12 protein-coding genes and 1 other RNA gene are annotated in these 14,013 nt (G+C 60.8%); 9 read left to right on the forward strand and 4 right to left on the reverse strand.

What is annotated here, in order from left to right; all coding sequences use genetic code 11:
- The first annotated feature begins 9 nt into the window (after positions 1–9).
- The 5 genes from FYJ31_RS02430 to FYJ31_RS02450 all read left to right on the forward strand — a co-directional run bounded on the left by FYJ31_RS02430 (position 10) and on the right by FYJ31_RS02450 (position 3,553).
- Positions 10–543 carry a CinA family protein gene (locus tag FYJ31_RS02430; RefSeq protein WP_154535880.1) on the forward strand — a complete coding sequence of 178 codons (534 nt, stop codon included), beginning with the start codon at positions 10–12 and terminating at the stop codon, positions 541–543.
- Positions 544–602: 59 nt separating this feature from the next.
- Positions 603–1,118, forward strand: a complete 516-nt coding sequence (locus FYJ31_RS02435) for a helix-turn-helix domain-containing protein (RefSeq protein ID WP_077323764.1) — start codon at positions 603–605, stop codon at positions 1,116–1,118.
- A gap of 111 nt (positions 1,119–1,229) precedes the next feature.
- Positions 1,230–1,463 (forward strand): DUF3046 domain-containing protein, encoded by a 234-nt coding sequence (locus FYJ31_RS02440; protein ID WP_154535881.1) that lies wholly within the window; start codon positions 1,230–1,232, stop codon positions 1,461–1,463.
- 300 nt (positions 1,464–1,763) lie between these two features.
- On the forward strand, positions 1,764–2,957 hold the full coding sequence (gene recA / locus FYJ31_RS02445; protein ID WP_007052644.1) for a recombinase RecA: 1,194 nt from the start codon (positions 1,764–1,766) through the stop codon (positions 2,955–2,957).
- Positions 2,958–2,959: 2 nt separating this feature from the next.
- Entirely contained in the window at positions 2,960–3,553 is a 594-nt protein-coding gene (locus FYJ31_RS02450) for a regulatory protein RecX (RefSeq protein ID WP_071477740.1), read from the forward strand.
- A gap of 9 nt (positions 3,554–3,562) precedes the next feature.
- Here the strand turns inward: FYJ31_RS02450 and rnpB are convergent.
- An RNA gene (rnpB, locus tag FYJ31_RS02455) (RNase P RNA component class A) lies at positions 3,563–3,937 on the reverse strand.
- A gap of 473 nt (positions 3,938–4,410) precedes the next feature.
- Here rnpB and hpf point away from each other — a divergent pair.
- On the forward strand, positions 4,411–5,073 hold the full coding sequence (gene hpf, locus FYJ31_RS02460; protein ID WP_154535882.1) for a ribosome hibernation-promoting factor, HPF/YfiA family: 663 nt from the start codon (positions 4,411–4,413) through the stop codon (positions 5,071–5,073).
- A gap of 161 nt (positions 5,074–5,234) precedes the next feature.
- The gene (secA, locus tag FYJ31_RS02465) at positions 5,235–8,129 is read left to right on the forward strand and encodes a preprotein translocase subunit SecA (protein ID WP_326831162.1); all 2,895 of its coding nucleotides are present in this window, start codon (positions 5,235–5,237) and stop codon (positions 8,127–8,129) included.
- A 126-nt stretch (positions 8,130–8,255) separates the two neighbouring features.
- Here the strand turns inward: secA and FYJ31_RS02470 are convergent, their stop codons facing one another.
- Positions 8,256–8,888 carry a GDSL-type esterase/lipase family protein gene (locus FYJ31_RS02470; RefSeq protein ID WP_154535883.1) on the reverse strand — a complete coding sequence of 211 codons (633 nt, stop codon included), beginning with the start codon at positions 8,886–8,888 and terminating at the stop codon, positions 8,256–8,258.
- Between the two features lie 223 nt (positions 8,889–9,111).
- Here FYJ31_RS02470 and trpD point away from each other — a divergent pair, with 223 nt between their 5' ends.
- Positions 9,112–10,158 (forward strand): anthranilate phosphoribosyltransferase, encoded by a 1,047-nt coding sequence (gene trpD / locus FYJ31_RS02475; RefSeq protein WP_154535884.1) that lies wholly within the window; start codon positions 9,112–9,114, stop codon positions 10,156–10,158.
- On the opposite strand, the gene FYJ31_RS02480 is transcribed toward trpD, so the two are convergent.
- Positions 10,155–10,811, reverse strand: coding sequence for a hypothetical protein (locus FYJ31_RS02480; RefSeq protein ID WP_195839413.1), 657 nt, complete (start codon positions 10,809–10,811; stop codon positions 10,155–10,157). The two genes, trpD and FYJ31_RS02480, sit on opposite strands and share 4 nt — an antisense overlap.
- A 60-nt stretch (positions 10,812–10,871) precedes the next feature.
- On the opposite strand from FYJ31_RS02480, the gene FYJ31_RS02485 reads away from it, so the two are divergent.
- Positions 10,872–11,573: a lysophospholipid acyltransferase family protein gene (locus FYJ31_RS02485; RefSeq protein WP_012577321.1), complete on the forward strand. Its 702-nt coding sequence runs from the start codon at positions 10,872–10,874 to the stop codon at positions 11,571–11,573.
- 43 nt (positions 11,574–11,616) lie between these two features.
- On the opposite strand, the gene FYJ31_RS02490 is transcribed toward FYJ31_RS02485, so the two are convergent.
- A complete protein-coding gene (locus tag FYJ31_RS02490; protein ID WP_154535886.1) occupies positions 11,617–13,887 on the reverse strand; it encodes a protein kinase domain-containing protein in 2,271 nt (756 codons plus the stop codon).
- Positions 13,888–14,013 lie beyond the last annotated feature (126 nt).

Raw genomic sequence — 14,013 nt, forward strand, 5'->3', positions numbered from 1 at the left:
GATATTCCAATGCAGGAATTGTGCGACAGTCTCGCGGCCGGCATCCTCAAGATCTGCGAGGCGAACAATACGAAAATCGCCTGCGCTGAATCCCTGACCGGTGGCCTGCTTGCCGATGCGTTCGTGCGTATTCCCGGTGCCTCCAACGTGTTGCTGGGCTCCGCTGTCACCTACGACATCAATGCCAAGGCCTCGATCCTACACGTGGACAAGGCCCTATTGGATCGAGAAGGCGCCGTACACCCCGAAGTCGCCCGGCAGATGGCCATCGGTGCCGCTCGCCTATACAGCCAGCCGGAATACGGCGACCGAATCATCGGCCTTTCCACCACCGGCGTGGCCGGCCCCGGTCCGGACGGTGACAAGCCGGCCGGACTGGTGTATGTGGGCCTGCGCATCCCCGCAAGCCTCACCACGGACCATGCCGAAGTGCTCAAAGCCGTCGAACTCCATCTTGATGGCATGCGCGAAGAGGTTCGTCGCCTCGCCGTATTCCGCGTTCTGCAAAACTTGAGTCTATTCACAGCAAGTTTTAAGGAATAAAACCGCGGGACCGTCGTGTTGTACATAGTGGAAACACTGAACCGACCTTGGAAGGGGCGATGGCGATGGAAACGATGACCCGAGTGAACGAACAGATGGATGTGGCCGCCAAGAAGCCGATGGCTGTGCAGCCGGGTGTCGCCCGTATGCGTGAACTGACTCCGGCCCAGCGCCGTGCGGTGATGTTCGCCCAGCAGCAGGTGCTCAAGGCGCAGGCCGCCAAGAAGGCCAAGGATCAGCGTCAAGCCGTTCGTGAACGTATGTGGGATGAGGATTCGCCGTCGTACAAGCCGACTGCCGCTGCCGAGCCCGTGGTGGTTGAGGAGGAGCCTCGCGAGGTTTCGCTGCGTGGTGCTATCGGTCATGTGCTGCGCGAACTGCGCACACGCGATCGCCGTACGTTGCGTGAGGTCTCCGAGAAGGCAGGCGTTTCGCTGGGCTACCTTTCCGAAGTCGAACGTGGGCAGAAGGAAGCCAGCTCCGAACTGCTGAGCTCCATCGCCGATGCGCTCGGAGTCTCCACTTCGCGCATGCTGCGCATGGTGGCTGATTATCTCGACTCGGTCGAGGGCTGATCGGTTGGCGGTGTGAAACCGTGTCCCGTAATCTATGTCTAGCTGTGAACCCGTATCGCTTGTGGCGATGCGGGTTTTTGCTGTCCTGCGGGTGGTGGCACACTGGCGTGTATGCGTGAACGGGAATTCTGGGAATTACTTGAAGAGGTGTTCGGTCGGACCTACGGTCGTTCGCTGTCGCGTGATCAACGGATGCCCAAACTGGCGAATATGACTGTGGTCGAGGCGTTGGACGCGGGGGAGGAGCCACGCGTGGTCTGGAATGTGTTCTGCGACCAGATGGAGGTTCCGGACTCCAAGCGTTGGGGCCGCGATCATAACGCGCCGCCCATGCCCGCCGTCTGACACTGCGGGATTACGGAGTCGCTGAATCGTGAAATTGGCGATTTCGGCGTGTTGCACGCCAAATTCGAACAGATGTTCGTGTGTGTGGTTATAGTTATCCACAGTGACAAGAAGCCGCATACGTGTGCACAGGGTGCTTGCCATCCGCCATAAGCCTTACCGCAGTAGGGCTTAAGGAGGCCAGGCGGCCGAGCTTGGGCAAGCTGGAACCACAATGGTTGGTTTGGATTGCCTCACATGGCATGTCCGTCATACGGTGGAGGCATCCGATTCGCGCACGACTTCGACAAGGAGAAGATCATGGCACTTGAGACCAAGCCGGCCAAGGACCCGGCAGCCGAGGACAAGCACGAGCTCGATCCCAAGCGCAAGGCGGCGCTGGACACCGCGCTGGCGCAGGTCGAGAAGAGCTTTGGCAAAGGTTCCGCAATGCGACTGGGCGACCAGCCCGAGCAGAACGTCGAGGTGATTCCCACCGGTTCGTTGGCCCTCGATATGGCGCTCGGCATCGGCGGCCTGCCCAAGGGTCGCATCGTGGAGATCTACGGCCCCGAATCATCCGGTAAGACCACGCTCGCATTGCATGTGGTGGCCAATGCCCAGAAGAAGGGCGGCGTGGCGGCCTACATCGATGCCGAACACGCGCTCGACCCGGCCTACGCCCGCAAGCTCGGCGTGGACACCGACTCACTCATCGTCTCCCAGCCGGATAACGGCGAGCAGGCCCTCGAAATCGCCGACATGCTGATTCGCTCCGGTGCACTTGACGTCATCGTCATCGACTCGGTCGCCGCCCTAGTGCCGAAGGCCGAAATCGAAGGCGAAATGGGAGACAGCCATGTTGGTTTGCAGGCCCGGCTCATGAGTCAGGCGCTGCGCAAGATGACCGGCGCGTTGGCTCAGGCCGGCACCACCGCCATCTTCATCAACCAGCTGCGTGAGAAGATCGGCGTGTTCTTCGGCAACCCTGAAACCACCACCGGTGGTAAAGCTCTGAAGTTCTACGCCTCCGTGCGTCTCGACATCCGCCGCATCCAGACCTTGAAGAACGGCGACGAAGCGGTGGGCAACCGCACGCGCGTCAAGGTGGTCAAGAACAAGATGGCCCCGCCTTTCAAGTCCGCCGAATTCGACATGCTCTACGGTGAAGGCATTTCCCGTGAGGGCTCGGTGATCGACATGGCCCAGCAGGTTGGCGTGGTCAAGAAGTCCGGTTCGTGGTTCACCTATGAGGGTGATCAGCTCGGTCAGGGACGAGAGAAGGTCCGTCAGTTCCTTAAGGACAACCCGGCCATCACCGAGGAGATTGAGAACAAGGTCAAGGCCGAGTTCGGTCTGATCGGTTCCGCCGATCAGTTCGCGGAAGATGGCGAAGCCGCAGCGGCGGCCGCCGTCAGCGAGGCCGCTGCGGCCGACGTGGCCAAGGACAGCAAGGCCGCAGCGGCGCCTGCTGCCAAAACGACCCGTGCCAAGGCCGGCACAGCTAAGGCCTGAACATGATTAGTGCCGAAGCATTCTTGCGGCGCAATCCTGTTGCGTCGCAAAACATGCCCATTGCCGAGAAGCGTGTTCAGTCGAAACCGTCGGGACGTTTTTCTCGACGGGGGAGAGGCGCTGCCGTTGTCGAAGATCCCAATGATTTGGACGCTTGCCGCGAGGCTGCATTGCGTTTGCTGGACGCGGCCCCGCGTGCATCCGGTGCGTTACGCGAACGATTGCTTGCCAAAGGGTACGGCGAGGCGATCGTGGACGAGGTCATCGAACGGCTGATTCGCGTGCAACTGATTGACGACCGCGCTTATGCCGAATCGGCCGTACGCTATTGTGCCGGTCGCATGATGGGCCGTCGTGGTGCGGTCCTGGAACTTGCTCGCAAAGGCGTGGACCGCAAACTGGCTGAACAGGTGTGTGGCGAAGCTGAGCAAAATGGCATCTTTGAAGATGCCGCATGGGAATTGGGCCGCCAGATAGCCCGCAAAACCCATGGCCTCGATCATCAGGTCCGTCAGCGTCGGTTTTGGTCCGCAGGCGGCCGCAAAGGACACAGCCCCGAAACCCTCCGCCGAGTCGCCGCCGAATTGTTGGCGTAGCCAAGAAAAAAAATGAGACCTCTCATACCCCGGGTTCTGTCGTGCCGTGCGCGAACGCGCAGCACGGATGGCCATCCATCTCGACCTGACGTTACCGCCAGGCTCTAGCAGCCTACCCGATGACACGGGCGAGCAGCCCTTACCGCCATCTGCTTGGCCTTGCTCCCGATGAGGCTTGCCATGCGACCTACTGTTACCAGAGGCCCGGTGGTCTCTTACACCGCCGTTTCACCCTTACCCGTCGAGGACGGGCGGTCTGTTCTCTGTTGCGCTATCTCTCAGGTCACCCTGGGCGGACGTTATCCGCCATCGTGCTCTATGGAGCCCGGAAGTTCCTCAGCCGATCCCAATGAAGATCACGGCCGCGGCCATCAAGAGGTCTCAAGCTTGCAATTATACATAAGGTGCGGAAAAGGCGGCATCCCGCCCTGCGATGAGGCCATGACGTTGCCCGGTTATCCTGTTTTCTCCATAGTTGGGCGATTCGTGAACGACGCGCCGAATATCGGATGGGGCGTGTCGGGCGTGTCGTATGGAGACGAATCAAATCTGTAAGAGCTTGGTATGTGCGAGAAAGAGCAAGAAAACGCTGCCTATCCATTGCAGTATTTACCATGACGAACAAACAAGCCAGCCTGATAAACCGGTATCAAATCTTCTTATAGGAGACTGCTGCCAAAACCCCAGTATATACATCGTTTCATTGCAGAGAAAAGCCCGGAGATAAACATATATTCTCTGGGCGAGTTTCCGGCCGTTCACCCATTGTTCGTCTACAATGAAACATACCCGGTCGGTGATGATGCCGTTCGGAACACATATAGCGGGTTACACCGCTTGAGTTAGAGGAGGTCAACATGGAAATCGTCGTTACCGGACGCCACACGCAGGTCAAGCAAAGGTTCCGTGATGTGGTCGAGACCAAGATGAATCGTGTGACCGCTATCGCCCCGGATGCTCAGCGCGCGCAGATTGTGCTGACCCATGAGGGCAACCCGCGTCAGGCCGATACCGCCAAGCGCGTGGAAATCACCGTTATCGCCGGACGTACCGTGGTGCGTGCGGAGGCTTCCAGCACCGATGAATTCAGTGCGCTGGACATGGCGCTGGATAAGTTGACGCTGCGTCTGCGTCGTACTCGTGACCGTCGCAAGGATCACCGTCGTGGTTACGCGAGCCCGGTCCCGGTGGATCTGGGTGTTATCGCCCCGGAGCCCGAGCCGGAGGTGTCGGAGGAAGAGCCGAACAACAGCCCGCAGGCTGCGGTCGCCTCCGATCTTGGCCCTGGCGAATCCGTGGAGGTCCAGGTTGGGGATACGCCGATTGTCATCCGTCGCAAGCTGCACATCGCCGAGCCTATGAGCATCGACGAGGCGCTGTACGAGATGGAACTGATCGGACACGACTTCTTCCTGTTCGTGAACAAGGAGACCGGACGCCCGTCCGTCGTCTACCACCGTCACGGTTGGAGCTACGGCGTGTTCGAAATCGATACTCCGGAGAACGTCAAGAAGGCCTGAAGGTAAGGCCTGCTGACACGATCAGCTGATACCGCATGAACCGCTTCCAATATGGAGGCGGTCCATTTTTTCGTAAGAAGGTCGAAAAATTCGACTGCTGACGGTGCGAGGCGCTATTCTGGTACGCGGACACCACCACTTATCAGTCAAGGGAGAACCCAGTGGTCGATATTGTTGACAAAGCCCTGCGAATGGGTGAAGGCCACCAGCTCAAGAAGCTGGAGAACGTGGCCAAGGCCGTGAACGCTCTGGAGGATGAGATCTCCGCCCTCTCTGACGAGGATCTGAAGGCCCAAACCCCGAAGTTCAAGCAGGAAATCGAAAACGGCAAGAGCCTGGACGAGATCATGCCCGAGGCGTTCGCCACCGTGCGCGAGGTCTCCAAGCGCACCCTCGGCCAGCGTCACTTCGACGTGCAGCTCATGGGCGGTGCCGCCCTGCACTGGGGCAACATCGCCGAAATGAAGACCGGTGAAGGCAAGACCCTGGTCGCCACCCTGCCCACCTATCTGAACGCTCTCGAAGGCAAGGGCGTGCACGTGGTCACCGTCAACGACTACCTCGCCAGCTACCAGAGCGAGCTGATGGGCCGTATCTACCGTTTCCTCGGCATGAACGTCGGCTGCATCATCACCGAGCAGAAGCCGCCGGAGCGCCGCAAGCAGTACAACGCCGACATCACCTATGGCACCAACAACGAGTTCGGCTTCGACTACCTGCGTGACAACATGGCCTGGGAGAAGGCCGACCTCGTGCAACGCGGCCACCACTACGCCATCGTCGATGAGGTCGACTCCATCCTCATCGATGAGGCCCGTACCCCGCTTATCATCTCCGGCCCGGCCGAAGGCGACGTGACCCGCTGGTACCGTCAGTTCGCCAAGCTGGTGCTGAAGCTCACCCGCGACGAGGACTACGACGTCGACGAGAAGAAGAAGGTCGTCGGCATCCTGGACCCGGGCATCACCAAGGTCGAGGATTTCCTCGGCATCGACAACCTGTACGAGCCGGCCAACACCGCCCTGATCGGCTACCTCAACAACGCCATCAAGGCCAAGGAACTGTTCCTGCGTGACAAGGACTACGTCGTCACCCAGGGCGAGGTGCTCATCGTCGACGAGCACACCGGTCGTATCCTGCCGGGCCGCCGCTACAACGAGGGCCTGCACCAGGCCATCGAAGCCAAGGAAGGCGTGGAGGTCAAGGCCGAGAACCAGACCTTCGCCACCATCACCCTGCAGAACTACTTCCGTATGTACGACAAGCTCGCGGGCATGACCGGTACGGCCGAAACCGAGGCCGCCGAGTTCATGAACACCTACAAGCTGGGCGTGCTGCCGATCAAGACCAACAAGCCGATGATCCGCAAGGACCAGGACGACCTCATCTACCGCACCAAGAAGGAGAAGCTGGCCGCCATCGTCAAGGACGTGGCCAAGCGTCACGCCAAGGGCCAGCCGGTGCTGCTCGGTACCGCCTCCGTGGAAAGCTCCGAAGTGGTCTCCGCCCTGCTCGACGTGGCGAAGATCCCACACCAGGTCCTGAACGCCAAGCAGCACGAGAAGGAAGCCGCCGTGGTCGCCGTCGCCGGCCGCAAGGGCGCCGTCACCGTGGCCACCAACATGGCCGGCCGTGGTACCGACATCATGCTCGGCGGCAACGTCGAGTTCCTTGCCGACGCCAAACTGAAGTCCGAGGGGTACTCTCCGGAGGACACCCCGGAGGAGTATGAGAAGCGTTGGCCGGGCACCCTGAACGAGATCAAGGCCCAGGTCAAGGACGAGCATGAGGAGGTCAAGGAGCTGGGCGGCCTGTATGTGCTCGGCACCGAACGCCACGAGTCCCGTCGAATCGACAACCAGTTGCGCGGTCGTTCCGGCCGCCAGGGCGACCCGGGTGAATCCCGCTTCTACCTGTCGCTGGAAGATGACCTGATGCGTCTGTTCAACACCCAGCTGGTGGCCCAGGTCATGGCCAGGGGCATGGAGGAAGGCCAGCCGATCGAGGCCAAGTCCGTCACCAAGGGCGTGCGCACCGCGCAGAAGGCCGTCGAATCCCGTAACTATGAGATTCGCAAGAACGTGTTGAAGTATGACGACGTGATGAACAAGCAGCGCACGGTCATCTACTCCGAGCGCCAGGCCGTGCTCAAGGGCGAAGACATCCACAAGGACATCCTGCGTTTCATTTCCGACACCGTCGAGTCCTACATCAAGGGTGCCAACAAGGGATCCGAGAAACCGAAGGACTGGGATTGGGAGGGCCTGTTCAAGGCGCTCAACACCGTGATTCCCACCAAGGTCGACGAAGACGAGGTCAGGAAGATCGTCGGCGGCCTCAAGGGTTCGAAGGCCGTCGAGGCCGTGCGCGACCTGATCGTCGAGGACGCCAGGCAGCAGTACGGCGAAATGGAGGAGACCATCGGCGAGACCGGCTTGCGCGATCTCGAACGTCGCGTGGTGCTCGCCGTGCTCGACCGCAAGTGGCGCGAGCACCTTTACGAGATGGATTACCTCAAGGACGGCATCGGCCTGCGTGGCATGGGCCAGCGCGACCCGCTGGTCGAATACCAGCGCGAAGGCTACCAGATGTACAACTCCATGATCGAGGCCATCAAGGAGGAGACCGTCCAGCTGCTGTTCCACATCGACATCAAGCAGGTCGCCACCACCGACGATGCCGTTGACGAGGTCGAGGAGACCGCCGAAAGCGCCGACACCATCGCCGTGGCCTCCGGCCCCGACGAGAACGGCGAATCCGTGGTCGAGGCCACCGAGGGCAAAGTCGAAGAAGAGGACGAGGATACGGACGCCAAGCAGGCGATTGCCGAATCCGCAGCCGCTTCCGAGGCCGGCGAGTCCACGCTGCCTGTTGCCGGCCCGGCTCCGGTCAGCCACGCCGAAGGCAAGGTTCCGGTTTCCAAGCGTCCGAAGAGCGAAGAGCTCAAGACGCCATGGGCCGACGGCCGCACCTTCCCTGGCACCGGCAAGAACGCCCCGTGCCCGTGCGGTTCCGGCCGCAAGTACAAGATGTGCCACGGCCAGAACGAAGCGTGACGGTGACGATGAATCGGCATTGACCATCCGATGGTTCGACGACCGAACGGATATACGCCGGGGCCGGCGCCCAATGATATGGGTGCCGGCCCCGGCGTTATTCACGATCGGTATGATGGTCCTGCATTATCTGGCGGCGTCCGCCAACAGTATCCCGGCGATTGCATCGGCGAGTCTCGCGTGGCCTTCCGGATTCATGTGCAGTTTATCGAGATCGCTGGGTTCGGCGACCGTCGCGGCGTCGAGGAACAGCCACCCATTACGTTCGGCGGCCTTGCGGTACCAGCGAGACAGTTCGTGCGAGCGTTCGACGGCGCTCTGCGCGAAACTGGCATAGGGAACTCCGGGTTTGATGTGGATGGGGGAGACGAGAAGGATTCTCGGCGCCGGCCCGCAACCCGCATAGTCGTAATCGCGAATCGTGCGTGCGACCATTTCGGCGCCTGCCGCGACGATGCGCGATGATGCATTGAACATCTCTTTGAGGTCATTGGTACCCAGCATCACAATCGCGTAATCGAGCGGACAGTGCGATTGCAATACGATCGGAAGCGCCTCCACACCGGAACGATGCGGTTCCAAAGGATTATCGAACACGGAGGTGCGACCGCTCATACCCTCTTCGATGACGTGCCATCCATCCCCCAACAGCGAGGCCAGACGCCCCGGCCATCGCACGTCGAGAGGGTGCCTGGTTCCGGGATCTGCGGGATCGGTGCCGAAGGTGTTGGAGTCGCCGAAACATAATACGTTCTTCATAGATGAATCCTTCTTGAAGACGGGCAGCAACGCACACATCATACATCGATCGGCGCCAAGCGTTCCCGACGTTTGCCGTAGCCCGCCCGGGCGCACACGGTGCGAGGTGCCGGCCGATGGATGTTCGTGATACGGACGGGAACACATGAGGGAGCGCCGAGCCGTTACAATTGGCGGCACAATGACAATGACACGGGCGCCCGGAAGCGTCGAGGAGGGCATCATGGCCGATATCACATGGAAGTCGATTCTCACCAAGCTGGTCGGGGGAGACCATCTCACAGCCGGGGAATCGGAGTGGTTTGTGGACGATCTGATGCAGGGCAACGCGGACCACGCCGCCGTCGGTGCCGCGCTCGCCATGCAGGAGCAGCTGGGTCTGACCGCCGAGGAGGTTCGCGGTGCCGCCAAAGCCATGGTTCGCCATGCCGTGCCGCTGCACGTGTCCGGTGAGATCACCGACATCGTGGGCACCGGCGGAGACGGATTCGCCACCGTGAACCTGTCCACCATGGGTTCCGTGGCCGCTGCAGCCGCCGGCGTGACAATCGTCAAGCACGGCAACCGCGCGGCGTCTTCGAAGTGCGGTGCCGCCGACGTGCTCGAGGACCTCGGACTGCCGTTGGATCTGAAGCCCGAGGCGGTCGCGGAAGTCGGCGACGAGGTGGGCATTACCTTCGCATTCGCCCGCACCTTCCACCCGGCCATGCGTTTCGTGGGCCCGATCCGCTCCGCGTTGGGCATCCCGTGCGTGTTCAACGTTTTGGGGCCGCTGACCAATCCGGCCAATCCCGCACATGTGGCCGTCGGATGCGCCGACCGGTCGATGAGTCCGATCATGGCCGCCGTGTATGCCAGCCGCGGCCAGTCAGGTCTGGTCTACACCTCGCATGAGGGTATGGATGAGCTCGCTCCCACCGGCCCGGTGAGCGTATGGGAGATTCGTGACGGCAGGGTCGACGAATCCGAGTTCGACCCCACCGTGGATCTGGGTTTGGAAGCCATCACCGTCGGGCAACTCAAAGGTGGGACGCCGGATACGAACGCCAACGCATTCAGGGAATTCCTGGCTGCCAAGGACGTTCCTTCCCGCACCACCGCGCTTCTGAACGCCGCCTCCGCGATCGTGGCCGACGGCCATCTGGTCGGTGCCGGCACTCTGGCGTCGCGCTTCGCCGACGCATACCGGTTGGCCGAGGAGGCCGTCGACTCAGGCAAAGCCGAGGCGCTGTTCAACAAGTGGATCGAAACCGCCCAGTCCAAGCGTTAGACCCGCGCGCCGTCGTCGTAGTATCCGCCCCGGTCCCCTGGGCGGTCTTTGCGGTTGAGGATTCCCGTCACCAGACCACCCAAGCCGAGAAGGACGCCCAATCCGAAGAGGATGTTGAGCAACGGGCCCAATAGCGGAATCGAATTCAAACCGGGAACGAGCACCATCACCATCTCGCCCACGAGACCGACGACGAGCAGCGTCACCAGCAGCATCGTGGACGTCCTGACCGGCCCGAGGTCGGGGTTCGGGGGAGTGAAGCCGCCATCGTCATGCGCGTCCATGACGTTGTCGACGTCCAGCCAGCTGGAGCCGGTGAAATCGTGCGGGCCAGAACGTCTGCCACCGCGGCCGGGACGGACGTCATCGGTGAACGATCCGATGTCCAGATCGTTCACGGAAAGCAGGGCCTCCTTCTCGCGTTTTTTGGCCTGCTTCTCGAACTTTCTGGCCTGGCGCGAGGAAGCCACGTCGTGCAGGTCGGCCTGATGTTCGGCTTCGAATGCGGCCCACGCCGAATCCAGATCGTTCGTGCCATGCGACCCGTCGTCGCCGTCTCCGGGCGTCCGGGGCGAAATGCCGTAATCCTGTCCGTTGCCCGGCGTGGGGGTTGGCCGCTTTCCGTCGGCATTGCTATTCTGGTTCTCAGTCATAACTGTCACTCTAATCAGGCGACCGGCCAATGGCTAGTTCGTCTGCGGGAGGAATGCCAAGTGCTCTACTGGTTCTTCGTCAAAGGTCTCGGCCCTATTGCTCGTCATCGTTTGAGCCCTGCTGTCAGCGGACTGAATAACGTGCCTCGAGAGGGTGGCGCAATTATCGCAGCCAACCATCTGGCGGTGATCGATGATGCTTTGATTCCGATTACCTGCCCGCGCATGGTGCACTTCATGGGCAAAGCCGAATACTTCGAGGGCAAGGGATTGAAGGGCAAGTTCAAGAAGTGGTGGTTCACGTCCGTGGGCGTGTTCCCGGTTGATCGTTCCGGTGGCAGCAAGTCGCTTGGCGCACTCGAGCACGCACGAGAGATTATCGAGGATGGGCACCTGTTCGGTATCCACATTGAAGGCACGCGCAGCCCGGACGGTCGACTGTACAAGGGACACACCGGTGCCGCACGACTTGCGCTCGAGACCGGTTGCCCGATCGTGCCGACCGCCATCATCGGCTCGGACAAGCTGCAGCCGATTGGCACGTCGATTCCCAAGAAGGGCAAGACCAAGGTGCTGTATGGCAAGCCGATTGAGGTTGCCAAGAAGCCGGTCGATGAGATTACACATGATGATTTGCGCTCGCTGACCGATCGTGTTTCCGCCGCAATCCAGAAAATGAGCGGTCAGGAATTCGTGAACGAATACGCCCAGAAGGTCAAGGCCGAGCTCAAGGCCCAGCAGGCCGCCGAAGAAGCCGAATAATGTGTGCTGGCTCCCCTCAGCGAGGGGAGCCAGTCGATTGCTCTCACACGATGGTGAGGGTGATGACGGTGGGGTTGCCGTTGGCGTCGCGCAAGCGAGTCTTGCCGCCGTTGGAGAGGTCCGTATCGCCGCTTTTCACGGTACGTACCGTGCCGAACAGGCCACCGAGCACCTTGTCGGCTTTCACCTTGAACCCGAGACCCTCAAGCGTCTTGGTCACGGCGCTTTCCTGTTTGCCGACAAGGCCGGACGGTATCGTCGCCATCTCCGGACCCTTGGAAATCACCACGTCCACGCTATCTCCCCACTTCAGCTGGGCTCCGGCTTCCTGAGACGCGGAAATGACTTGACCAGCCTCGACCTTGTCATCGTACTGTTCGGTGACATTGGCCGTGAGCTTCAACTCGCCGAGCGCGGCTTGCATCTCATACTGGGTCTTACCGACGATGTCAGGCATGGTCACCGGCATCGGTCCCTTGCTCAAAGTAATCGTCACCTCATCGTTGTGCTTGGCCGTGGTACCGGGATCAGGGGAAATCGTCAACGCCACACCCTGCGGCGTGTCCATCGAATACTCATCCTTCGACTCGTCATGCTTGACATTATCGAAGCCAGCTTTCTTGAGCGCGTTCAACGGATTCTTGCCATTGGCCGAATTCGCGTCGAGAATATCCTTCGGGATGGTGGCCATCCGTACGCCCTTGGACACCACCACCGTAAGCTCCTGATTGGCTCGCTTGCTTATGTGGCTGTTCACAACGGCCTTGGTCTTGTTCACGGAAGAAGAGATGATCTTGCCTTCCGCCACGTCGTCGCTGTATTCCTCGTGCGTCTTGTAGGGGATGCCGAAAGCCTTCAACGTGCTTTCATACGTGGCCCAATCCGCGCCGGTCAGCGAACATTCGGTGCCTGCATTCGCATCGCAGGTCACGTCATCCGGCTTGGGCACACTCCAATAGCTGCCCGGTCCGGCAAACCACCACCAGCCGGCGGTTCCGCCGATTGCAGCCAGTACCAGCACGATCACCAGTACGATGAAGCGGTTTTTGCTGCGCTGCTTCTTTGGCCCGGTGCCATTGGAAGCGACGTCCGGCTCATCGGAAAGGGCAGGCGCTCGGGTGAAGGCATCGCCGGCCTGAGGCAGCACTTGTGTCTCGCTGCCGGACTGTGCCATGATTTGCGTCTTATGGGGAGCCGAAGCATCGGCTGGCGTCGACGAATCAAGTGCCGTGGTGGGGGCGACCGGAGGAGCCGGAGGATTGACGTCTGCGGCGCCACCGGTATCGGCGGTATTGCTTGCGACATCATCGGCCAAAAACGCCGGTACGGACGGCTCGAACGTTGCTGCACCAGCAGGTACGCCGGTCAGCGGGGCCTGCTCGGCGATATTGCCTACCAGCGCTGCAGCGGTGGCATCGGTATGATCACCTCCAATGGGTTCGGCATGCAAACGGTATTGCCACGCCTCCAGCGGCAATTTGGCGGCCAACTGGCTCAATTCCTCAGCTGCTGCCGCGCCATCGGTGGGGCGGACATCCACCTGACGCGCGGTCAGATGGGCGATGAACGCCGCCACGGACGGATCAATGCCCTGACAGACCGTGGCCACGGACGGCACGTCCTCATGAACATGCTTGAAGACAAGCGTCACCGGATTATCCGAATCGAACGGCACTTTGCCGGTCAGCATCTCCCATGCCATGATGCCCACGGAATACAGGTCGCCTTGCGCGGTGGCCTGATTGTTCTCGATCATTTCGGGAGCCAGATAAGCGGCGGTGCCCAATAGCATGCCGGTGGAGCTCAATGTGGCTTGGCTGGCGGCCTTGGCCAGACCGAAATCAGTGATCTGCACATGGCCGCGATCATTGATCAAAATGTTCTCGGGCTTGATGTCACGGTGGACCACGCCGGCGCGATGCGCGGAAGCCAGACCATCCAGCGTTTCCGCGACCACGCGCAGTGTCTCACGCACGGAGAATGTGCCTTGGGCGTTCATCTCATGCCGCAGATTGACGCCATGCACATATTCCATGACCAGAAAATCAAGTCCATTGAACTCGCCGGTGTCATACACCTGAACGATGTGCGGGTTGGCGATGGACGCGGCCGAATTGGCTTCGCGGCGGAACCGTTCGACGAACTGCTCCCGATGCGGGCCTTTGGCGAGTTGTGTGTGCATGACCTTAATCGCCACGGTGCGCCCCAGACGCTCATCGATGGCCTCATACACGGTGGCCATACCACCCTCGGCGATATTGCGCACGATGCGGTAGCGTCCCTCAATCATCTGTGCGGGCTCGTTCTCACTCATGTTGTATCGTACGGTTCCTTTAATCACGACTGAACATGTTCAGTGTACATGGCCCCGGTTACGCGGCCGGAGCATCAGCGCATAGCTTTCACGGGTTTTCACCGGTGTTTATGGTCTCATGGTCCG

The organism is Bifidobacterium sp. WCA-178-WT-4B, from assembly GCF_009696495.1.
GTDB lineage: Bacteria > Actinomycetota > Actinomycetes > Actinomycetales > Bifidobacteriaceae > Bifidobacterium > Bifidobacterium infantis.

Bases quoted from the DNA above. Each gene is read 5' to 3' on its own strand.
- FYJ31_RS02430 (WP_154535880.1), top strand. From the start codon at position 10: ATGCAGGAATTGTGCGACAGTCTCGCGGCCGGCATCCTCAAGATCTGC.
- trpD (WP_154535884.1), top strand. From the start codon at position 9,112: ATGGCCGATATCACATGGAAGTCGATTCTCACCAAGCTGGTCGGGGGA.
- hpf (WP_154535882.1), top strand. From the start codon at position 4,411: ATGGAAATCGTCGTTACCGGACGCCACACGCAGGTCAAGCAAAGGTTC.
- FYJ31_RS02490 (WP_154535886.1), bottom strand. From the start codon at position 13,887: ATGAGTGAGAACGAGCCCGCACAGATGATTGAGGGACGCTACCGCATC.
- FYJ31_RS02470 (WP_154535883.1), bottom strand. From the start codon at position 8,888: ATGAAGAACGTATTATGTTTCGGCGACTCCAACACCTTCGGCACCGAT.
- FYJ31_RS02435 (WP_077323764.1), top strand. From the start codon at position 603: ATGGCGATGGAAACGATGACCCGAGTGAACGAACAGATGGATGTGGCC.
- FYJ31_RS02440 (WP_154535881.1), top strand. From the start codon at position 1,230: ATGCGTGAACGGGAATTCTGGGAATTACTTGAAGAGGTGTTCGGTCGG.
- FYJ31_RS02450 (WP_071477740.1), top strand. From the start codon at position 2,960: ATGATTAGTGCCGAAGCATTCTTGCGGCGCAATCCTGTTGCGTCGCAA.
- FYJ31_RS02480 (WP_195839413.1), bottom strand. From the start codon at position 10,811: ATGACTGAGAACCAGAATAGCAATGCCGACGGAAAGCGGCCAACCCCC.
- recA (WP_007052644.1), top strand. From the start codon at position 1,764: ATGGCACTTGAGACCAAGCCGGCCAAGGACCCGGCAGCCGAGGACAAG.